At 61.7% G+C, this 20,596-nt stretch carries 15 protein-coding genes; 9 read left to right on the top strand and 6 right to left on the bottom strand.

Features of this window, described 5'->3' with window-relative positions:
• Positions 1-4: 4 nt before the first annotated feature.
• Positions 5-1,195 (bottom strand): glycine C-acetyltransferase, encoded by a 1,191-nt coding sequence (locus D0550_RS07830; protein ID WP_116808559.1) that lies wholly within the window; start codon positions 1,193-1,195, stop codon positions 5-7.
• A gap of 772 nt (positions 1,196-1,967) precedes the next feature.
• Between D0550_RS07830 and D0550_RS07825 the strand changes: the two genes are divergently transcribed.
• Positions 1,968-4,604: a TonB-dependent receptor gene (locus tag D0550_RS07825; RefSeq protein WP_161965700.1), complete on the top strand. Its 2,637-nt coding sequence runs from the start codon at positions 1,968-1,970 to the stop codon at positions 4,602-4,604.
• 25 nt (positions 4,605-4,629) lie between these two features.
• On the opposite strand, the gene D0550_RS07820 is transcribed toward D0550_RS07825, so the two are convergent.
• Positions 4,630-6,441, bottom strand: a complete 1,812-nt coding sequence (locus tag D0550_RS07820; RefSeq protein WP_116808557.1) for a DUF885 domain-containing protein — start codon at positions 6,439-6,441, stop codon at positions 4,630-4,632.
• Positions 6,442-6,557: 116 nt separating this feature from the next.
• The gene (glpD, locus tag D0550_RS07815; RefSeq protein ID WP_206606155.1) at positions 6,558-8,075 is read right to left on the bottom strand and encodes a glycerol-3-phosphate dehydrogenase; all 1,518 of its coding nucleotides are present in this window, start codon (positions 8,073-8,075) and stop codon (positions 6,558-6,560) included.
• 177 nt (positions 8,076-8,252) lie between these two features.
• On the opposite strand from glpD, the gene D0550_RS36320 reads away from it, so the two are divergent.
• Positions 8,253-8,648, top strand: coding sequence for an RNA-binding S4 domain-containing protein (locus D0550_RS36320; RefSeq protein WP_116808556.1), 396 nt, complete (start codon positions 8,253-8,255; stop codon positions 8,646-8,648).
• Here D0550_RS36320 and D0550_RS07805 read toward each other — a convergent pair.
• A complete protein-coding gene (locus D0550_RS07805) occupies positions 8,645-9,730 on the bottom strand; it encodes an XdhC family protein (RefSeq protein ID WP_161965699.1) in 1,086 nt (361 codons plus the stop codon). The two genes, D0550_RS36320 and D0550_RS07805, sit on opposite strands and share 4 nt — an antisense overlap.
• Positions 9,731-9,964: 234 nt before the next feature.
• Here D0550_RS07805 and D0550_RS07800 point away from each other — a divergent pair, with 234 nt between their 5' ends.
• The 5 genes from D0550_RS07800 (at position 9,965) to D0550_RS07780 (ending at position 14,461) form a co-directional block, all read left to right on the top strand.
• Positions 9,965-10,393 carry a hypothetical protein gene (locus D0550_RS07800; RefSeq protein ID WP_116808554.1) on the top strand — a complete coding sequence of 143 codons (429 nt, stop codon included), beginning with the start codon at positions 9,965-9,967 and terminating at the stop codon, positions 10,391-10,393.
• Positions 10,394-10,517: 124 nt separating this feature from the next.
• Positions 10,518-11,609 carry a phosphotransferase gene (locus D0550_RS07795; RefSeq protein ID WP_116808553.1) on the top strand — a complete coding sequence of 364 codons (1,092 nt, stop codon included), beginning with the start codon at positions 10,518-10,520 and terminating at the stop codon, positions 11,607-11,609.
• 28 nt (positions 11,610-11,637) lie between these two features.
• Positions 11,638-12,825 (top strand): acyl-CoA dehydrogenase family protein, encoded by a 1,188-nt coding sequence (locus D0550_RS07790; RefSeq protein ID WP_206606154.1) that lies wholly within the window; start codon positions 11,638-11,640, stop codon positions 12,823-12,825.
• Between the two features lie 17 nt (positions 12,826-12,842).
• On the top strand, positions 12,843-13,973 hold the full coding sequence (locus D0550_RS07785; protein WP_116808722.1) for an acyl-CoA dehydrogenase family protein: 1,131 nt from the start codon (positions 12,843-12,845) through the stop codon (positions 13,971-13,973).
• Positions 13,974-14,194: 221 nt separating this feature from the next.
• Complete coding sequence (locus D0550_RS07780) at positions 14,195-14,461, top strand: hypothetical protein (protein ID WP_116808552.1); 267 nt, start codon at positions 14,195-14,197, stop codon at positions 14,459-14,461.
• Position 14,462: 1 nt separating this feature from the next.
• On the opposite strand, the gene D0550_RS07775 is transcribed toward D0550_RS07780, so the two are convergent.
• Positions 14,463-15,296, bottom strand: a complete 834-nt coding sequence (locus tag D0550_RS07775) for an MOSC domain-containing protein (protein WP_161965697.1) — start codon at positions 15,294-15,296, stop codon at positions 14,463-14,465.
• 203 nt (positions 15,297-15,499) lie between these two features.
• Here D0550_RS07775 and D0550_RS07770 point away from each other — a divergent pair, with 203 nt between their 5' ends.
• Positions 15,500-16,291 (top strand): queuosine precursor transporter, encoded by a 792-nt coding sequence (locus D0550_RS07770; RefSeq protein ID WP_206606153.1) that lies wholly within the window; start codon positions 15,500-15,502, stop codon positions 16,289-16,291.
• Positions 16,292-16,299: 8 nt separating this feature from the next.
• Here D0550_RS07770 and trxA read toward each other — a convergent pair whose 3' ends face one another.
• Positions 16,300-17,157 carry a thioredoxin gene (trxA, locus tag D0550_RS07765; protein ID WP_161965696.1) on the bottom strand — a complete coding sequence of 286 codons (858 nt, stop codon included), beginning with the start codon at positions 17,155-17,157 and terminating at the stop codon, positions 16,300-16,302.
• 168 nt (positions 17,158-17,325) lie between these two features.
• On the opposite strand from trxA, the gene putA reads away from it, so the two are divergent.
• On the top strand, positions 17,326-20,481 hold the full coding sequence (gene putA / locus D0550_RS07760) for a bifunctional proline dehydrogenase/L-glutamate gamma-semialdehyde dehydrogenase PutA (protein ID WP_206606152.1): 3,156 nt from the start codon (positions 17,326-17,328) through the stop codon (positions 20,479-20,481).
• Positions 20,482-20,596 lie beyond the last annotated feature (115 nt).

Below are 20,596 nucleotides of genomic sequence, written 5' to 3'. Positions count from 1 at the left end.
GTGACTATTGAATGACGCCGAGCTCTTTGCCTACTGTGGTGAATGCGGCGACGGCTTTATCCAATTGTTGGGTGGTATGAGCCGCCGACATTTGCGTGCGGATGCGCGCCTTGCCATGGGGGACCACGGGGAATGAAAAGCCGATGACATAAACTCCGTGCTCGAGCAGCCGCTGCGCGAATTCGGCGGCCACTTTCGCATCGCCGAGCATGACCGGAATGATGGGGTGCTCGCCCGGCACGAGATTGAAGCCGGCGGCGGTCATTTGTTTGCGGAAATGTGCCGCGTTGTCCCACAGGCGCGAGCGCAGTTTGTCGTCGGCTTCCAGCAGATCCAGCACCCGCAGGCTCGCAGCAGCGATGAATGGCGGGATGCTGTTGGAGAACAGATATGGCCGCGAGCGCTGTCGCAGCCAGGCGATGATTTCTTTGCGGCCCGACGTGTAGCCGCCGGCGGCGCCACCCAGCGCCTTGCCGAGCGTGCCCGTGATGATATCGACGCGATCCATCACGCCGCGCAGCTCATGCGTGCCTCGGCCGCGTTCGCCAACGAAACCGACCGCATGTGAGTCATCGACCATCACGAGCGCGTCGTAGCGATCCGCCAGATCGCATATTTCCTCGAGCCGCGCGATGACGCCGTCCATCGAGAATACGCCGTCGGTGGCGATCAGGCGTACGCGACAATTCGCGGCTTCCTTCAGTCGGGCCTCCAGCTCATCCAGGTCGTTGTTGGCGTAACGAAAGCGCTGCGCTTTGCACAGCCGAATGCCGTCGATGATGCTGGCGTGGTTCAGCGCATCGCTGATCACGGCGTCCTGCTCGTCGAGCAACGTTTCGAACAATCCGCCGTTGGCATCGAAACAGGAAGAATAAAGAATCGTGTCGTCGGTGCCGAGGAAACGGCTCAAACGCTCTTCCAGATCTTTGTGAATCTGGTGCGTGCCGCAGATGAAACGTACCGAGGCCATGCCATAGCCATAGCGATCGAGCGCCAGACGGGCCGCCTCTCGCACCGAAGCATGGTTGGCCAATCCCAGGTAATTGTTGGCGCACAGGTTCAGGACTTCCTCGCCGCCTACCACCCGCACTGACGAGCTTTGCGGCGAGGTCAGGACGCGCTCCGGCTTGAACAGGCCCTGCGTGCGCAGTTGTTCCGTTTCGGCCGTCAGTCGTTGAAGAAAGTCGCGCTTCACTTAGGACCTCTGCTACCTCGATGCCGAGGTGGATTGTGCCACTGTGCGGATGACGGCTGGCAGGTCAGCTAGGTTCCACGCGCTGGAGTACAGCTTTATAGAACGCTCAGTACAGTTCTGAGGTGCAGGATTGCCCAAGCGTATTGCAAGCTTGCGACAAAAATTCTTATTCTCGGTATGTCTGTCGAGCGGCCTTGGGGGCCGGCAGACGATTCGAACCGCACCGTCCGCGGTGCGAGGGGGGATGCATGGAGGCGACAGGACTAGCATGGCTGTCCACGGGCGTGCCCCAGGACACACGCTGCTTCATCGATGGCGATGTCACCGGCGCCACGGCGCATGATGCGCATCCCTGAGGCACTCCGTTGCCTAGTCAGCAGAACGGTCAGCGCATCGACGGTGGCCATCTGCCGAGCGCGCCGAAGAACAAGACCGCGTTCAACCCTGCTACACGTGGCAGATGTCGCTGGGCTCACTTACACTGTCGGGTACGTGGACAGCGCCACGCGTGTATGGAATCGAGGCGCAGTTCCGCTTCGGTACCTGAGTCGGCGTCAATGGTTTGTAAAACAGGGCGGTCGAGCATATCGATCGCCCTGTTTTTTTGTCTGAACTGCGCCATGGATGAAGGTACGCATTTTCGAGCTGCGGGCTTGCTTTGGCGCATTGCTGTAAGGAGGTGCAGTTCATACCATCGATGCGATTTGAGGAGCGATCGTCGATTTCATACATAACTATTGAGCGGATGTCGCTCATCCGAACGGGGGTTCTCATGAAGATGCAACAGCGAGGGATGCTGTCCATCATGGGCGGCCTGTTGTGCGTGAGTGGGATTTCAAACGCACAAGACACCAGAAACTCAGTATTAGAAGAAGTCGTGGTCACTGCGGAGAAGCGCGAGCAAACGATTCAAGAAGCGCCCGTGGCCGTTTCCGCTTACACCAGCGCGCGTCGGGATCTGATCGGTGTCAACACGATCGAGGACGTTGCGCGCATCACGCCGAGCTTGAGTTATACGAACAACGACCGGCTCTCGATTCGTGGCTTTGGCCGTCTCACCAACAACATCGGCACCGACCCGTCGGTGGCGTTGTACTCCGATGGCATTTTTTCCACGTCCATGGCCGATACGTCGACGCCCTCGTTGTTCATCGATCGCACCGAGATCCTGCGTGGCCCACAGGGGACGTTGTACGGGCGCAATTCCATCGGTGGCACGCTCAATGTCATCGCCAAGCGACCCACCAAGGACTTCAATGGCGAAGTGCGTGGCACGTTTGGCAACTACGGTAGCTGGCGCACCGACGCGCTGCTGCGTGGACCGATTACGGAGTCATTGCGCTTTCTGGTCGGCGGCTCGAAAGATCGTCGCGAGCAGGGCTTCGTCAATAACCTGGGACCGGGAGGTGACACCGCCGACAGCGATCGATGGATGGTCGAAGCGCAGCTCGAGGCCGATCTGGGCGAGCGTGTCGTTGCACGGCTGAGATATTCGAAGTTCGAGTGGCAGGACAGCTATGGCGTCGGCAACACCCTGGGTAGCGTCATCTCGCCCTACAACAACATTTCATTGTCGGGAACGGGTACTTCGGCGCTGTACTACAACTCGATGTTCGGCTACACCGAGCCCAATCCGAGTGTTGCCGATCCATACACCATCAACACCAACTCGGCTGCGGCCGGCACGCTGTCGCATCAGCACCGCATCCACTTGGATGTGACCGCTGATTTCGAGGGCGCGACGCTCAAGCTCCTGTCCGGGTATCAGCAGTACACATACTTCACTTCGTCGGATAGCGATGGCACGCCGCGGACGGCGCCATTCAACATTCCCGTGCCTGCGGGCGGAACGCTGTCTGTGGATCTCGATGGCCCCGCTGGGCCGCTGCCGAGTCAAACCATTGCGCGCCCGGCATTCAATGCGCTCAACGTGACGCCGGATGCGCGCACGTACTATCACGAGCGCCAGCAATGGCAGTCGAACGAGTTGAATCTCTCGTCCAACGGCGATGGCGATCTGCAGTGGATCGTCGGGTTGTATCAGTACAGCCAGAAGTGGGACCAGCCGCAGGGAATCAGAGTCGTCGGCGACCCGGCGATTTTGCATCCAGTCGGCGCAGCGCCGAATCCGAGCGGCGCATTCCTGGCCGTGGATGGCCATCTGGAGACAGATTCCTATGCCGGGTTCGGTCAGCTGGATTGGTCGTTCGCCGAGCGCTGGACCTACACGCTGGGCCTGCGCTACACGAAGGACAAGAAAACCGGTATCGACATGGCGCGGTACGTGGCTCGTACACCGGGAACTGCAATCGCTGCCGCCGACGCACCGCCGACGCTGGAAAGCGCCATCATCGGGTTGTTTCCTGTCGGCACGCCGCTTTCTTTCATACAAACACAGGTACCAACCGTTGGTCCGCTCGTCGCGGCTGCCGTGCTTGCGCAAACCCAGGCGCTCGCGCTTGACGTAACGCAGAGTCAGGTCTGTGGTGCGACGGCTTGCGCTGCGGATCTCCAGCCGAATCCAGGCGGAGGCTTGCGGCGTAATCTGGCGGGCGATTGGGATGCGGTGACGGGTACGACCGGCCTGCAGTGGGCGCCCAACGACAACACAAATATGTATTTGCGCTATAGCCGTGGCTACAAGTCAGGGGGCTGGCTGGGCTCCAATGGGTTGACGCCCAATCCATACGCCGATCCGGAGTACGTCGATTCGTACGAGCTGGGGGTGAAGGCTGTGATCGCCGCTCGAGTGCAACTCAACACGGCCGTGTTCTACAGCGATTACGACGGATTCCAGACGCCGCTGACGGTGTCGCTCGGCACGATCACTGCCAGTCGGTTCCTGAATTTGCAGGCGCGCGTGCAGGGTGTAGAGCTCGAAGCGGTCTGGTCGCCGATCGATCGGTTGCAGTTGCTGGCGAGTTATTCGTATCTGGATGCCGAGATCACTCGCGGCTGCTGCTTTGTCGATACGGCAGATCCGGCTGCACTGGCGGCGGGTGCCCGACCGGTCAGTACGCTGCCGAATGGGGAGGTGGCGCAGACGCTGGTGGGCAATCGTTTGCCACTGGCGCCAGAGCACAAGTGGACTGTCGGTGCGAACTATACGTGGAGTTTTGCGGCGGGATCGCTCACCGCGAGCGGCATGTACACCGATACCAACGATCAGCAATCGACGATCTGGTCCAATCCGATCTACACGGCGCCATCGTTCGAGATTGCGGACTTTCGTTTGTTATGGAACGACGCCGAGAACCGTTACACGGTCATCGGCTTCGTGAAGAATGCGTTCGACGAGATCGGTTACGGCAGCTCGACGGGTGGCGTACCCACGCCGGTGGGCTCGCGTCGTACCGTTTCGCTGACGTATCCGAGAACGTATGGAATGGAGTTGCAGTATCGCTTCTGACGGGTGCGAATTACCGCGCTCGACATCAGCCGGGCGCGGTCTTGCTCCACTGGTTCACGGCGGAATGCAGCACGTCGATGGGCACCGGTCCGGACTTCAACACCAGATCGTGATACAGCCGCACATCGAAGCCGCCGCCCATCTGTTGACGCGCGCGTTCGCGTGCGGCGCGAATCTCGGTGGCGCCGACCATGAAGCTGCAAGCCTGGCCGGGATACACGCAATACCGATCGATTTCACGCTCGCTGGACATCTGGCGCTCGCCCGCATTCTCGACCATCCATTTGACGGCTTGCTCGCGCGTCCAGCGATGATGATGAATGCCGGTATCGACGACGATGCGAGCGGCGCGGAACAGCTCCGATTGCAGCAGCCCGATGCGACCTGCCGCATTCTTTTCGTAGATGCCCAACTCATCGGCCACGCGTTCGGCATACAGCGCCCAGCCTTCGGTGTATGCGGAGAAGCGCACCAGCCGACGGAACAATGACAGCTCTCCTGCGGCACGCAGCACGGCGAACTGGAAATGATGACCCGGAATGCCTTCGTGATGAGCCAGCGTTGGCAGACGCCACAGCGGCAGCTCGGCGGGTGACTTCAGATTCAACGAGAACGTGCCGGGCTGGCCGCCGACGCCGTCGCTGTAGAACGCGCCCGGCGCGCCGTTCTCGATCGCGATCGGAATGCGCTTCACCAGCAGCTCGTCTTTCGGGACGGTCTTGAAACCTTTCGGCAGCAGGGCACGGATCGCGGAGATATCGTTGCGTGCGGCGGCGAGCAGTTGCTCACGGCCCGCATCGTTCTCCGGCACGAGGAAGCGAGGGTCCGCGTCCAACGCCTTGATGCGCTCCCCGAGAGATCCGGTCTTGAGTCCTTGCTCCTGCAGACTGCGATCGAGCTGCGCACTGATGTCCGCGACCAGCTGCAAGCCGCGTTTGTGCAGCTCGCCGGGCTCAATCTTGGTGGTCGTGTTCGAGTACACGGACGAGGCGTAGTAGGCGTCGCCATCGGGCAGCGCCCAAACGCCGGCAGATGTTTTCGCTTTCGGTGCGAGGGTTGCCAGCGCCTGCATCTGTCGATCGAGAGCCGGCACGATCTGAGATCGGAATATTTGCTCGGCCCGCGGACCGATGGCGCCGAGCTTCTTGGCATTGGCGCGCTCGATCGCGGGACCAATCATGGCGGTTTGTGCCGGCGGCGTATCGCGCAAGGTCTGGATCTGCGCAATCGTTCGCTTGATGACGAAGCTCGGAGGAATCACGCCGATGCCGGCATCGTGACGAATCCTCTCGGTTTCCTGATCCAGCGCACGCGCCAATGCACTCATGCGAGAGAAATAGGCGTCCACGTCCTGTGCAGATTCGAGTGGATGTTTCGAGCCGATGAACTCCGGCAACCAGTAGTAGGTGCCGTTCATCTGGCTGACGGGGTAAGGGCTTGGGCGCAGGTTGATATCGACAGTACCGTATCGCGCGGTCTGATCTTTCAGCGTCGAGTACACGAACACGGCGGTGTCGTAGTCGAGCTGAGCGGCGGCGTCGAGCTTGGTGCGATCGATTTTCGCCAGCTCGCTCAGCGCGCGTGCTGCCGATTCGCGATCTTTGGCGGATGCGGCCAGCGAGCGGTCGTCGAGTTGTGAGCGCTGGCCGGCGTTCGCGCCGACGTCGAACTCATACTGTGTAGCTTCTTCCGGGCTGCGGCGGAGGTAGTCTTCCGCCAGTCGTTGCAGCAGGGCGTCGAGTGCGGGCGAACTATCGTTGGCTGCGAACGCAGGCAGACCGCTGAAAGCTGCGAGACTGGCGCCAACGGCAGTGCGAATGAGTGTGCGGCGGTTCATGAATATCCTCTTGTCGAAAGCGGCCGAGGCCCTTTCGACACGTCCGCCAAGAGGCGCGACTTTTGTCGGACTGCAGCTTACCGGACTGCCGGTGGTGCTGGCCATGCAGGCCACGCTCAACTTTGTTGCGAATCGAACAACTGCGCCACCCGCTGGCGTTGCTCCTCGGTCAAATGCAGCCCGAGCTTGGTCCGGCGCCACAGGATGTCGTCGCCGCTGCGCGCCCATTCATTCGCAATCAGATAGTCGATCTCGGCTTGGGTCAGGCCGCCGCCATAGTGCTCGCCGAGATCCAGCATGGCCTGCGCCTTGCCGAGAATTTTCTCCACGCGCGTGCCATACGCTCGTGCCAGGCGATGCGCCATGGACGCTGATAGGAAAGGCCAGCGCTTGTGCACGCCCTCGGCGAACGCGGCAAAGTCAGCACGGGGCACGTCACCGCCAGGCAGGGCGGCTTGGTCTGTCCATTCGCGGTCGCTGCTGTTCAAGTGCGGTTGCAGTTTGCTGAGCGCGCTTTCGGCGAGGCGGCGATAAGTGGTGATCTTGCCGCCGAACACGGACAGCAGCGGCGGAGCCTCGGGCGTCGTTTCGGTCAGCTCGAGCTTGTAGTCGCGTGTGACTTTGGACGCATTGCTCGATTCATCATCGGAGAGCGGCCGCACGCCTGCATAACTCCATTTCACGTCCGACGGCGCGATGCTCTTACGAAAGTAGCTGTTGACGGTGTTGCACAGATAGAGAACCTCTTCGGGCGAAATGCTGACCTGGGTCGCATCGCCGGTGAAGGGCACGTCGGTGGTGCCGATCAGCGTGAACTGTTCCTGATACGGAATCGTGAACACGATGCGTCCGTCGGGATTTTGCAGCATGAAGGCGTGCTCACCGGTGTACAGCCGAGGCACGACGATGTGACTTCCCTTGACCAGGCGCACGTGCGCGTCGGTGTCCATCGAAGGAAACCCCTTGAGCACCTCCTGCACCCAAGGTCCCGCGGCGTTGACGATCGCGCGGGCGCGCACTTCCGTGGTCTCTTTGCTCTCGACGTCTTGAATGGTTGCAAGCCATTGCGAGCCATCGACCTTCGCATTCACAAAGCGTGTTCGCGTACGAATCGTTGCGCCACGCGCAGCTGCGTCGACCGCGTTGAGCACGACCAGCCTGCTGTCATCGACCCAGCAGTCGGCATAAGCAAAGCCGTGATCCAAGCCGGGCCGTAACGCTCCATACGCACCGTTGGCGAGTCGCACGCTGCGCGACGCAGGCAGAATCTTGCGACCGCCGATGTGGTCGTAGAAGAACAAGCCGAGGCGCATCAGCCAGCGCGGCCGTAGCTCGGGCACGTGCGGCAGAATGAATTGCATGGGCCGGATGATGTGAGGCGCGATGCGCAGCAGCCGCTCGCGCTCGATCAGCGCCTCGCGCACCAGCCGGAACTCGAAGAACTCCAGGTAGCGCAGGCCGCCGTGGATGAGCTTGGTGCTGGCGGAGGAAGTCGCCGAGGCCAGATCGGCCCGTTCGACCAGCATGACTTTCAGGCCGCGTCCGGCCGCGTCACGCGCGATGCCAGCGCCATTGATACCGCCACCGATGATGAGCAGGTCGACGCTGGAGTGGTCGCTGTTGCTGGCGGTCATCGCCCCAGCCGTCATGTGCTCACCGCTGCCCATGCCTCAGAAAATTAGACTTTCGTAATCGAGTGCAGCCTCAGGCCGCAGGCGGCGGCGAGAGGTAAAAGGAGGATGCCCGATCCCGCGATTTAATGGTATGCCCCTACGTGCACCTGCATCAGTCGAACGGCGTACACTGCGGCAATGAGCGAGGACAAATCCCCCGGCGACCAGGCCGGTTTGCGCATCGATAAATGGCTGTGGTTCGCGCGCCTGTTCAAGAGCCGCTCGCAGGCGACGGACGCGGTGGCGGGCGGGCTGGTGCATGTGAATGGCGATCGGGTGAAGCCCTCGCGTGTCGTACACGTGGACGACCGGCTGCACATCACCAAGGATGAAACGCGACTCGAAGTGATCGTGCGCGGCATGCCGGTGCGTCGCGGCCCTGCGCCTGAAGCCCGGCAGCACTATGAAGAGACGCCCGAGAGCATCGCGGCGCGAGAGCAACAACGGGAGCGCAATCGGCTGGCCGCGCCGGCGCCCGACGGTCGTCCCGACAAGCATGCCCGGCGAGTCTTGCGGGATCTGCGGCGAGGTTAGCCCGGCGCGGATTTACTGAACGAGCCGCCCTCGCGGCCGGCCATCACCGCTTGAATCTCAGCGACGATGGCCAGGGCGATGCTCTCCGGCGAGCGTGCACCAATATCGAGCCCGATCGGGCCATACAAGCGGCCGCTGAGCCGGGCGGCTTTGTCACCAATCTCGTGTAACAAGCGAATGCGCCGCGGCGCCGGGCCGAGCAATCCGACATAGGGAATGGAGCTGTCCGCGAGTGCCGCTAGATAGGCTTGATCCGATAGCAGGTGATGACTCATCACGACCGCGGCGTCGTAGTGTCCCGCCTGCAATTCCTGAGGCAACTCGGCCGACGGCTTGAGCGCGACGCGCCGGGCTCGCGGAAAACGATCCGCAATGGCGTATGCCGGCCGGTGATCGAGCACCGTGACCTGCCAATTCATCAGGCCGGCGATTTCCACCAGCGGCATTGCGTCCGGCCCTGCACCCAGCAGCAGCAGTCGCGGTGGCAATTCAATGGGCACGACCAGAAAGGTCGCATCGTCCGCTTCGACGGCCTGGCTCGAAGGTCCAGCACCTCGCGGCGTTGATACATCCATGGCGGCGCTCACCGAGGCCGGGACTGAATGTTTGTTCTGCGCCCAGAAGGCTGCGCCGAGCGGAAACTGCGGGTTCTGCGATTGAGTGACGACGGCGAAGCTCGCCTCGGTCTGATCGAACCGGCAACGCGCTGCGAAATTGAAAGGCTGATAATCGTTGCTGCGATCCAGGCGGCTCAACAGAATCGTCATCGCGCCTTCGCAGCCCAGGCCGATGCCCCAGATCACGTCGTCGGAACTGCGGGTGTCGTAATGAACCGTCTGCGGGTCGCCAGTTGCGAGCACGGTTCTGGCGCGCTCCATCAAGTCGGCCTCGAGACAGCCGCCGCTGAGCAGACCTGCAACGCGCCCGTCGCCGGCAATGAGCATCTGGGCGCCGGCCTTGCGATAGGTCGAGCCCAAGGTCTGCGCCACCGTAGCGAGGACCAGCGGCTCGGCACGGTCGACGTAGTAGCGGAAGAATTCGTCGGCGGCGATGCCGCTATGGATCAATCCTGGCTGGGTCATGGCTGGAAATGGAGTTCTCCAGCGGCGGATTGTCCCAGCTTCGCGACCCTGCTGCATGTAAAAGAGGGCTCAATCCTTGCCCAATCCGGCATTTCTGCCGGTCCTACGCGTCCCTGCGTCCCCGGCATTCGGGCGTCCTGCCCAGCACCACTCGGGAACTTTTCCAGCCCCTCCACACCACTAACAGGAGGTACCGCGCGCCATCGGGTCAACGAGTCGAACACGGGAGGGCGCATGCTTCGCAAGATGGTGTTCGGATCCCTGCTGATGCTGGCCGGCACCGGCCCCCTGCAGGCCGAAGCCAGTGTCCGGTGCACCCTGAAGTTCAGCATGCAGGGCTGGTCGGCGTTTTATAAAACCGCCGACGGTCGCGGCACGATCGATTGCGACAACGGGCAGTCAATGAAGGTCAAGTTGTCGGCCAAAGGCGGCGGGCTCACCGTGGGCAAGTCGTCGATCGAGGATGGCCACGGCAAGTTCTCCGCCGTCGGCAGTACCGCGCAGCTGTTGGGTAATTACATCGCCGCCGAGGCGCACGCGGGTGCGATCAAATCGGCGGGCGCGCAGGTGATGACCAAGGGTGAAGTTTCACTGGCATTGAGTGGCACCGGCCAAGGTGTGGATCTCGGCATCGTACTCGGAGCGATGACGATCTCACTTTGAGCGCATGCGCATCACTGTGAGATTTCACACAGCGGTACTAGTCAATTCTGCACGCACACGCAGTTCCGGCAGGGATGGCCGGCGCATACAATGACAGGCCGAACTGCTGAGGAGACGATGAGCAATGCCGGGGCCCGAATCACAGACGACCGCAGCCACGCCCGCCTCCGACGTTGCTCTGATCGACGTCCTGCCACAGCACCGCTTCGATGAAGCGTCTTTGTGGCAGTACCTGCAACGGCATCTGGATGATTTTTCCCTGCCGGCGCAGCTGCGCCAGTTTCAAGGCGGGCAATCCAATCCGACTTATTTGATCCAGACCCCGACCAGGAAATATGTGCTGCGGAAAAAGCCGCCAGGCAAGCTGTTGCCGTCGGCGCATTTGATCGAGCGCGAATATCGCATCCTGCGTGCGCTCCCCGATACAGATGTCCCAGTGCCGCGTGCGCGTGTGCTCTGTGAAGATCCAAGCGTCATCGGCACGCCGTTTTATGTGATGGATCATGTCGAGGGACGGGTGATCACCGGGGTGCATTTGCCAAATCTGACACCCTCCGAACGGCGAGCGATTTACACCGATTACGCGCGCATCTTGGCGCAGCTGCACGGTGTCGATTACCAGGCGTGCGGATTAGGTGATTTCGGAAAGCCGGAAGGTTACGTCGCGCGCCAGCTGGATCGCTGGAGTAAACAGTATCTAGCGTCGCAGACCGAAGAAAACGCCGCCATGAACGAGCTGATGGCGTGGCTCGGCGCGCATCTGCCGGCGAATGAGGAGACCGCGATCGTTCATGGCGACTACCGCATCGGTAACACGATTCTGCATCCCTGCGAGCCGCGCATGATCGCGGTGCTGGATTGGGAACTGGCGACGCTGGGCCATCCGCTGAGCGACCTGGCGTATGCCTGCATGTTCTATCGCATTCCCCCCAGCGAACAGGGCAGCGGTGGATTGCTCGGGCTCGACATCGCTGCGCTCGGTATTCCGAGCGAGCAGGAATTCGTGAGTCTGTACTGCAAGTTCTCCGGTCGCGATCACATCGCCGACTGGCCGTTCTTTCTGGCGTTTGCATATTTCCGCATGGCTGCGATCACCCAGGGCGTGTACGCGCGCGCATTGCAAGGCAATGCCGCCGATCAGCGTGCCATCAAGTATGGTGAGCACGCCAAAGCATTTGCCGCCGCGGGTCGCGATATGACCCGCAAGGCGAGCTGACGAAGGCTGCTGCTGCAGGAGAAATAACGTGTCCGCACAAGACGAGGCATTGGAAGCGTTTCGCCGCGACACCCGCGCGTGGCTGGAAGCAAATTGTCCTTCGGAAATGCGTCAGCCCATCGTCGATGAATACGATGTGTGCTGGGGCGGCCGACGCTTTCAATTCAAGAACGACGCGCAGCGCGTGTGGCTGCAGAGGATGGCGGAGCGCGGCTGGACGGTGCCCGAGTGGCCGAAGCAGTACGGTGGCGGCGGTTTGAGCAAGGACGAGGCGCGGGTGCTGCGTGAAGAGATGGCGGCGATGAAATGCCGTCCGCCGCTGACTTCGTTTGGCATTTCGATGCTCGGGCCGGCGCTGCTGAAGTACGGCAACGAGAAACAAAAGAGCGAGCACATTCCGAAGATCGCGCGCGGCGAGATTCGCTGGTGCCAGGGATATTCCGAGCCGGGCGCCGGCTCCGACCTGGCATCGTTGAAGACGCGCGCCGACGATCACGGCGATCACTTCATCGTCAACGGCTCCAAGATCTGGACCAGTTACGGCGACAAAGCGGATTGGATCTTCTGTCTGGTCCGCACCAGCTTTACCGGCAAGAAGCAGGAAGGCATCAGCTTCGTGTTGTTCGATATGGAATCGCCGGGGGTCACGACCAGCCCGATTCGGCTGATCTCGGGTTACTCGCCGTTCACGCAGACGTTCTTCGACAACGTCAAAGTGCTCAAGGAAAACCTGCTCGGCGAGTTGAACAAAGGCTGGACCATTGCGAAGTACCTGCTCACGCACGAACGCAACATGATCGGCGGCTTCGGTACCCAGCGGGTCACGCCGCTCAGCCAGCTCGCCATCAAGAGCGTTGGGCTTGCAGCGGGGCGGCTGGCGGAGCCCGCGTTGCGTACCGATATTGCGCGCTTCGAAATGGACGCGCTTGCGTTTGCGCTCACCATGAGCCGCGTTACCGACGAGGCGAAAGCGGGCAATGAGACCGGCGCGATATCGTCGATGCTCAAGTACTACGGCACCGAGCTGAACAAGCGCCGCGCCGAGCTGACCATGTCCGTGGGCGGCAGCGAAGGCTTGAAGTTCGGCGATGCTCCCGGCGAGGAACAGCTGGCTTCAATGTGGCTCAGGACCAAGGCCAACTCCATCGAGGGTGGCACGTCGGAAATCCAGCTCAACATCATCGCCAAGAACGTGCTGCGTCTGCCGGGCGCGTGACACGCAAGGAGCGGCTCATGACTCTGGTACTCAATGACGATCAATTGATGTTCCGTGATGCCGCGAAGCGCTTTGCCGCCGAGCGTGCACCGGTTTCTCAGTTGCGCAAACTGCGTGACGATGCCGACCCGGTCGGCTTCGATCGCAATGTCTGGAAAGAAATGGCCGAGATGGGCTGGGCGGGCGTGCTCGTGCCCGAAGAATATGGCGGTGTGGGATTCGGCTTCGTCGGCGCCGGGCTGATCGCCGCCGAGATCGGTCGCAATCTGAGCGCGACTCCGCTGCTGTCGACCGCGGTGTTGGCAGTGACCGCGCTGTTGCGAGGTGGCACGCAGGCACAGAAAGAAACATTGCTGCCAGCCATTGCTGGCGGTGACTTGCTCATCGCGTTTGCCAGCGACGAGTGCGTGCGTCATACGCCGTATCACATTGCCACTCGCTGCACGGGCAAGTACAAGCTGAGCGGGCGCAAGTTGCACGTGCTCGATGGCCACATCGCCGATCGTTTGATCGTTAGCGCGCGCACGTCAGGCGACATCAGCTCGCGCGACGGTATCTCTCTGTTCCTGATCGATCCGAAAGCGGACGGCGTCACCATCACGCGCTCGTCGATGGTGGATAACCGCAATAGCGCGGTGGTCGAGTTGCGCGACGTGGTGGTCGGCGAAGCTGACGTCGTCGGCACATTCGATAAAGGCGCGATTGTTCTCGATGCGGTGCTCGATGCGGGCCGCGCCGTGTTGGCGGCGGAGCTGTTGGGAGTCGCGGAGGAAGCGTTCGAGCGTACGTTGAGTTATTTGCGTGAGCGCGAGCAGTTCGGCGTCAAGATCGGCACGTTCCAGGCGCTCCAACATCGTGCAGCCCATTTGTTCTGCGAGATCGAATTGGTGCGCTCGGTGGTACTGCGAACCATGCAGGGGCTGGATGCGCAGGAGCCGACAGCGTCATCGCTGGTGTGTCTCTCAAAAGCGAAAGCCAGCGATGTGGCACGCATCGCGACCAATGAAGCCGTGCAAATGCATGGCGGCATTGGCATGACCGACGAATTCGACATCGGTTTCTTCATGAAGCGCGCTCGCGCCGCCGCGGAAACGTTCGGCGATCAGTACTACCACACGGATCGGTTTGCTCAATTGTCTGGTTATTAGTGGTTGGCAGGCTATTCGCATGAATGGCTTGTCACTGCACTGTAACCGGTACAGGGGAACCTGACCTCGCCGCCGGGCGTTGGTTACGAAGCGTGCGCGGTGCCGCGACTTCGCACGCATGTTTCACTGAGATGACGACCTTGTGATCCGTTGCTCACGGCCACTTGAGCCACAACGCGTAGGGTGCCGGGGTCGTCTGAGCTGACAGAGTGTCGAAGATTATGACAATCGAGCGCGACTACGATCCCGAAGCCACTCTCGAGATGCCCCGTCCGGTGCTGATCGATCCTGAGCTGGAAGACGCGGATCCCGAAAAGACCCTGGTGCGTGAAGACTGGGAGAGCACCGTGATCCGTCGTGTCGCTCCCCACGTTGCCGCCGTACAGAGCGCCGTCGGCGAGGATGCCGTTGCCGAGGCGCGCTTCGGTTGGGAAACGCAGACACTGCGCTTGCTGTCGCGCGTGATGACTCGCCAGCAGGGCGAGTAATTCAACCGATACTGGCCTTGCTGGTGCCGGCAGTCACTGCGAACTGCTGACCCACCTTCAATTCAGTGCCTACGCCGCCGGTCAGAATCAGGTTCTGACCGAACAGCACGCCGCGCATATTGCGGTCGAAGCGGAATTCCTTCAGCGCCTTCAATGGCTCGTCGCTGGTGCGCTCGCCGGTGAGCTGATCGGTGGTCGTGACCACGCAGCGGTCGCAAGGCTTGACCACTTTCATGCGCACCTCGCCCGCGATGAATTCATCGACGCTGTCTTCACCAAACGGCGGCAGGCCGTCCACGACGATGTTGGGACGGAAGCGGTTCATCGGCAGCGGAGTCTGCATCCGGCGATTCAAGTCCTCGAGCGAGCCCTGCGAGATCAGCAGCCAGGGCCAGCCGTCGGCAAATTGAGTCAGGGCCTCGACTCCATCGGTCCACTGCGTGTTGCTCACACGCTTGCGTCGCTTGTCAAAGCGCACCAGCCGCGCCGGTTTGCCCAGGTGCGCGGTGAGCCAGGTCGCGGCTTCATCCCCTGCATCGAAGGCATCGACTTTGTCGCGCCAGATCGTGACTTCCCGCTCTGAGCCGGTCAGGTTCAGCGGTACTGTCAGATCGGCGCCGGCGGGCTTGCGCAGGATGAGTTGATCGCCACCAATGGCGGTTTCGATTTGCGCCAGTTGCGGGCGCTCGCGTTGAGTCAGGAAGCGGCCCTCGGGCGTGATGACCAGCCATTCGCGGTCATGCTCGAACCCGGTCTCGGTGAGGCGCGCGCTTTGGAGCGCAATCCCGCGACAAGACTTGACCGGATAGATGTTCAGCTCCGTGATCTGGACCATGATCTTGTGAACCGTGCGGAGGAAAGGGCGAAGCATAACCGGTCCCGCACGCGGGTGGCATCGCTTGCCCGCCCCGGAAGTGGTGCATACTCGTACGACTGCATAACACCAATAGCACCTGGTGAACCTTGGTTTCATCTCCAGACACGGCGCATCCAGAGACGGCGCGGCCGCTGCCCGCCGCGCACTCGCAAGCTCTCAGTTTGGCCGCCACCACCGCGGTGGGGCATCCGGTGCACAACCGGGCGGCGAAGCTGTTCATCGTGCTCGCGGCATTTCTGGTCTGTAACGCCGTGATCGCCGAGTTCGTCGGCGTGAAAATCTTTGCGCTGGAGCCGACGCTCGGCATGCAGCCTTTCAACTGGAACCTGTTCGGGCAGAGCGGCTCGTTGTCCTTCACCAGCGGGGTGCTGTTGTGGCCGGTCGTGTTTCTGATGACCGACATCATCAATGAATATTTCGGCACGCGCGGCGTGCGTTTCATTTCCTGGCTGACCGTGGTGCTGATCGTCTACGGCTTTATCGCGGCCTATGCGGCCATCTCGCTCACGCCGGCCGGGTTCTGGGTCGAGGCCAACAGCGAGCGCGGCGTGCCGGACATGCAGGCGGCTTTCAGCAATATCTTCGGACAGGGAATGTGGACGATTGCCGGCTCGGTGACGGCCTTTTTGGTGGGCCAGCTGATCGACGTGGCGGTGTTTCACCGCATTCGTATGATGACCGGTGAGCGCTGGATCTGGCTGCGCGCGACCGGCTCGACGGCGGTGTCACAGCTGATCGACAGCTTCATCGTTCTCTATATCGCCTTCGTGATCGGTCCGCAGCAATGGCCGATGCCGTTGTTCCTTGCCGTCGGCAGCGTGAACTACGCGTATAAGCTGCTGATGGCGTTCCTGCTGATTCCGTTGATCTATGTCACGCGGCGCTTGATCCACGCCTATCTGGGACGCGAAACGTCGCAGCACCTGCAGGAGACGGCGCGTCTCTCCAACTGAGACGCGGCTCAGAACAGCAGGCGCGCCATTTCCTTGCGGGTGCGCGGGACGATGGGGTCCGCCTCGCCAATCAACTCGAATGCCTGCAGCAAGCTGCGGCGCGCCAGATCGTCCTTATAGCCGCGGTGGTTGCGCATGATCTCCAGCCAGGTCTGCAGCGCCGGCTCGACGTCACCGCCCAACAATTGATGCACAGCCAGCGCATGTCGCAGGTCGAGGTCGCTGTCGCCGCTCGCAACCCGTTCGCGCAACGAGCGAACATCGGGATGGGCGGCGACGATGTCGCTGAAATTGAGCAACGCGGCCAGCCGTTTCACCCCGGCATGATTCGGCTCGATACCTTGCAAGCGCGCTAACTCAGCGCGTGCGCCTTCGAGATCGCTATCGAGCGCTCGCAGCTCCGCCAGCTCGGTCAGGTAAGTGATGTTGTCGCGATCGTTCGCCAGGGCGCTTTCGATGATGGCGCGGGCGCCCGAGAAATCGCCCTGGGCTTTGAGCACCTGGGCGCGCTCCAGCGGTGCATCGGAGCGGGTGGGCAAATGCTTGTCGAGCAGCCGGCGGATCTGCGCCTCCGGCACCACGCCGACAAAGTGATCCACCGAGGTCCGGTCTTTGAACAACACAACGGTCGGCAAGCTGCGGATGCCGAGCTGCTGCGCCAGTTCCTGTTGTTCGTCGGTGTTGACCTTGGCGAGGCGGAAGCGACCGCCGTATTCCTCGGCCAGCCGGTCGAGGATGGGCATGAGCTGTTTACAGGGCCCGCACCAAGGGGCCCAGAAGTCGACCAGCACCGGCACGCGCGCCGAGGTCTCGACCACTTCGGTCATGAACGTGTCGGCAGTGACGACGGTCGTTTCCTGGCTCACGCAGCCTCCCATCAAGCTGATCTGCTAAAGATGCAATCGTCCGGCGAGAGATTGAGTTTCGCCGACGCGATTTCAAGCGCTCTCGGTTTGCCCGCTGTCGCCATCTACGTACAGCCTGTGCCGCATCGCGTTGTGTATACCGTGCTTTCCTGCGGAAAGAAATAAACCATGATGTCGTCCCAGCAACCCCGCACTGCTCGGCGGCCCATCGCCGACGCCATCAACCGGAACTATCTCGGCGACGAAGAGCAGATCGTCCGCAGGCTGACAGCAGCGGCCCGGGTCTCGCAGGAGCAGCGTGACAAGATTGTAAGCCGCGCGGTAGCGCTGGTCGAAGGTGTGCGCAACTACCAGACGCAGCGCACCGGGCTCGATGCTTTCCTGCGCAAATACGATCTGTCATCCCAAGAAGGCGTGATTCTGATGTGTCTCGCAGAGGCGCTGCTGCGCATCCCTGACGATGCCACGGCCGATCGCTTGATCGCGGACAAGATCGCCGCGGGCGATTGGGCTGCGCACTTGAGCGATGCCGAATCGTTGTTCGTCAACGCGTCCACGTGGGGCTTGATGCTCACCGGGCGCATCGTTCGCCCCAGCGATGCTGACATGCACGATCCTCGCAGCGTGCTCGCTCGTATTGCCGGCCGTATCGGTGAACCTGTCATGCGCGCGGCGTTCCGTCAGGCGATGCGCATCATGGGGCATCAGTTCGTCATGGGGCGCACCATCGAGGAGGCGCTGGATCGTTCCGTCAGCGCCGAGAGCAAGCTGTACCGTCATTCGTTCGACATGTTGGGCGAATCGGCTCTGACTACGTGGGATGCCATGCGCTATCTGAAGGCGTATCACGAGGCGATTCAGAAGATCGGCGCGCATTCGAGCAAGGCCTCGTCCAGCGAGGCGTCGCCGGGCATCTCGGTGAAGTTGTCGGCTTTGTTTCCCCGCTATGAGTTTGCGCAGCGAGAGCGAGTGCTCAAGGAACTTGCGCCTCGCCTGCATGAGCTGGCGATGGCGGCGAAGACAGCAAACATCCCGTTGACTGTGGATGCGGAAGAGGCGGAGCGGCTCGAGTTGTCGCTGGAGCTCATCGAATACGTGGCGCACTCGCAGGAGCTGCAGGGTTGGGATGGATTCGGCCTGGCCGTGCAGGCGTATCAAAAGCGCGCCATCGACGTTATTCGCTGGCTGAAGGACCTGGCGCAAGCGAGCGGCCGGCGCTTGAATGTCCGTTTGGTGAAGGGCGCATACTGGGACAGCGAAATCAAACGCGCACAGGAGCGCGGCTTCACGGGCTATCCGGTATTTACGCGCAAAGTGAATACCGATGTTTCATACATCGCCTGCGCACGGGAGCTGATTGCTTCGGGCCCGGAGATCTATCCGCAGTTCGCCACTCACAACGCCCAGACAGTCGCGACCATCATCGAGCTGGCGGGCGAGCAGGGGCGGAAATTCGAGTTCCAGCGTCTGCATGGCATGGGCGAAGAGCTGTACGAGCAGATCGTTGGCGAGCAGAAGCTTGGGATTCCGTGCCGCGTGTATGCGCCGGTCGGCTCTCACGAAGACTTGTTGCCCTATCTGGTGCGGCGCCTGCTGGAAAACGGCGCCAACACCTCGTTCGTCAATCGCATCGTCGATGAGGAGCATGCAGTCACCGACATCGTCCGGGATCCCGTGCTCGAACTGGATGGATTGACGCAGATCCCGCATCCGCGGATACCGCTGCCGCGCATGTTGTACGGCTCGTCGCGCTTGAACTCGATGGGCGTCAATCTGGCCGATCCGGCAGAGCGAGAGCCGCTGCTTGCGAAGATCAAACAAGCGGCGCAGCAGCGATGGGTGGCGGGAGCCATCGTCAACGGGGAATTGCAGGAGAGTCGGGGCGTCGAGGTGCGCAATCCGGCGAATCGGAGTGAAGTGATTGGCATGGTGAGGGAAACGGACGTCGCGCTGGTCGACAAGGCGCTCGCGGCTGCCGTACCGGCGCAAGTCGAATGGGATGCGACGCCGGCGAGTCAACGCGCTGAAATTCTGGAGCGTGCTGCGGATCTTTATGAAGAGCGCATGCCGGAGTTGATTGCTTATTGCGTGCGAGAAGGCGGACGCACGATTCCGGACAGCATTTCCGAAGTGCGCGAGGCGGTTGATTTCTTGCGCTACTACGCGGATCGCGCGAGGAACGAGTTTGGCGCGGGTGTTCGCATGCCCGGGCCGACGGGTGAGAGCAATGAGTTGAAGCTGCGCGGCCGCGGCGTGTTCTGTTGCATCAGTCCTTGGAATTTCCCAATCGCTATCTTTACGGGGCAGATTGCCGCCGCACTCGCTGCTGGAAATTCAGTCCTCGCGAAGCCGGCGGAACAGACGCCGCTGATTGCGACACGCGCCGTGCAGATACTGCTGGAGGCGGGCGTACCGCCGGGTGTTTTGCATCTGTTGCCTGGTGATGGAGCAACGGTTGGTGCGCGCATCGTTGCGGACCCGCGCGTCGCTGGCGTTGCATTTACAGGCTCGACTGAGACGGCGAAGCTGATCCATCGCTCGCTGGCGAATCGCGAGGGCGTGATTCCGGTGCTGATCGCCGAGACCGGCGGTCAGAATGCCATGATCGTCGACAGTTCGGCGTTGCCCGAGCAGGTCGTGCTCGACATCGTGCAGTCCAGTTTCAACAGTGCGGGTCAACGATGCTCGGCGCTGCGGGTGTTGTATGTGCAGGATGAGATTGCAGATCGCGTTGCTGAGCTGCTCGCTGGATACATGGAGGAGTTGGTGGTCGGCGATCCCATGTTGCTGACGACGGATGTCGGGCCGGTGATCGATCCGCCTTCCTGCGAGATGCTTCGTGCACATGCGGAGAAGATCACGCGCAGGGCTCGCTGGAGTCACGCTTACAAGTTGAAGCCGGAGCACGAGCAGGGGACGTTCTTCGCACCGGCGGCGGTGGAGATTGAGGCGCTGTCGCAGCTAACGGGTGAGGTATTCGGACCGATCGTGCATTTGATTCGCTATCGGGCGAACAAGCTCGATCAGGTGATCGATGCGGTCAATGCAACGGGCTTCGGGTTGACGCTGGGCGTACATACGCGCGTTGACGCTACCGCTCGATACATTGCCTCGCGCGTTCGCGCTGGCAATGTTTACGTCAATCGGAACATGATTGGGGCGGTGGTGGGTGTGCAGCCGTTTGGAGGTCGCGGGCTGTCAGGGACTGGGCCGAAAGCTGGTGGGCCGTATTATTTGCATCGGTTCGCGACGGAGCAGACGGTGACGATCAATACCGCTGCGGTCGGTGGGAATGCGAGTTTGTTGACGATGGTGGGGGAGTGAGGGGGCGGAATCAGAGTCAGAGCGTTGGCGCTCGCACGCCGCCGAGGTGGGGGACCTTCTCCCGGCGCCGGGCACGGCCGGAGCGCACTGCGCCCCTACACCGCACGTCCCTTGT

It is taken from the genome of Steroidobacter cummioxidans (assembly GCF_003104955.1).
The sequence above is the reverse complement of the archived record's forward strand: the minus strand, read 5'-3'. Positions and strand labels throughout refer to the sequence as shown.

Excerpts from the sequence above, each read along its gene's own strand:
- D0550_RS07825 (WP_161965700.1), top strand. The coding sequence starts at position 1,968 with ATGAAGATGCAACAGCGAGGGATGCTGTCCATCATGGGCGGCCTGTTG.
- D0550_RS07820 (WP_116808557.1), bottom strand. The coding sequence starts at position 6,441 with ATGAACCGCCGCACACTCATTCGCACTGCCGTTGGCGCCAGTCTCGCA.
- glpD (WP_206606155.1), bottom strand. The coding sequence starts at position 8,075 with ATGACCGCCAGCAACAGCGACCACTCCAGCGTCGACCTGCTCATCATC.
- D0550_RS36320 (WP_116808556.1), top strand. The coding sequence starts at position 8,253 with ATGAGCGAGGACAAATCCCCCGGCGACCAGGCCGGTTTGCGCATCGAT.
- D0550_RS07805 (WP_161965699.1), bottom strand. The coding sequence starts at position 9,730 with ATGACCCAGCCAGGATTGATCCATAGCGGCATCGCCGCCGACGAATTC.
- D0550_RS07800 (WP_116808554.1), top strand. The coding sequence starts at position 9,965 with ATGCTTCGCAAGATGGTGTTCGGATCCCTGCTGATGCTGGCCGGCACC.
- D0550_RS07795 (WP_116808553.1), top strand. The coding sequence starts at position 10,518 with ATGCCGGGGCCCGAATCACAGACGACCGCAGCCACGCCCGCCTCCGAC.
- D0550_RS07785 (WP_116808722.1), top strand. The coding sequence starts at position 12,843 with ATGACTCTGGTACTCAATGACGATCAATTGATGTTCCGTGATGCCGCG.
- D0550_RS07780 (WP_116808552.1), top strand. The coding sequence starts at position 14,195 with ATGACAATCGAGCGCGACTACGATCCCGAAGCCACTCTCGAGATGCCC.
- D0550_RS07775 (WP_161965697.1), bottom strand. The coding sequence starts at position 15,296 with ATGGTCCAGATCACGGAGCTGAACATCTATCCGGTCAAGTCTTGTCGC.
- putA (WP_206606152.1), top strand. The coding sequence starts at position 17,326 with ATGATGTCGTCCCAGCAACCCCGCACTGCTCGGCGGCCCATCGCCGAC.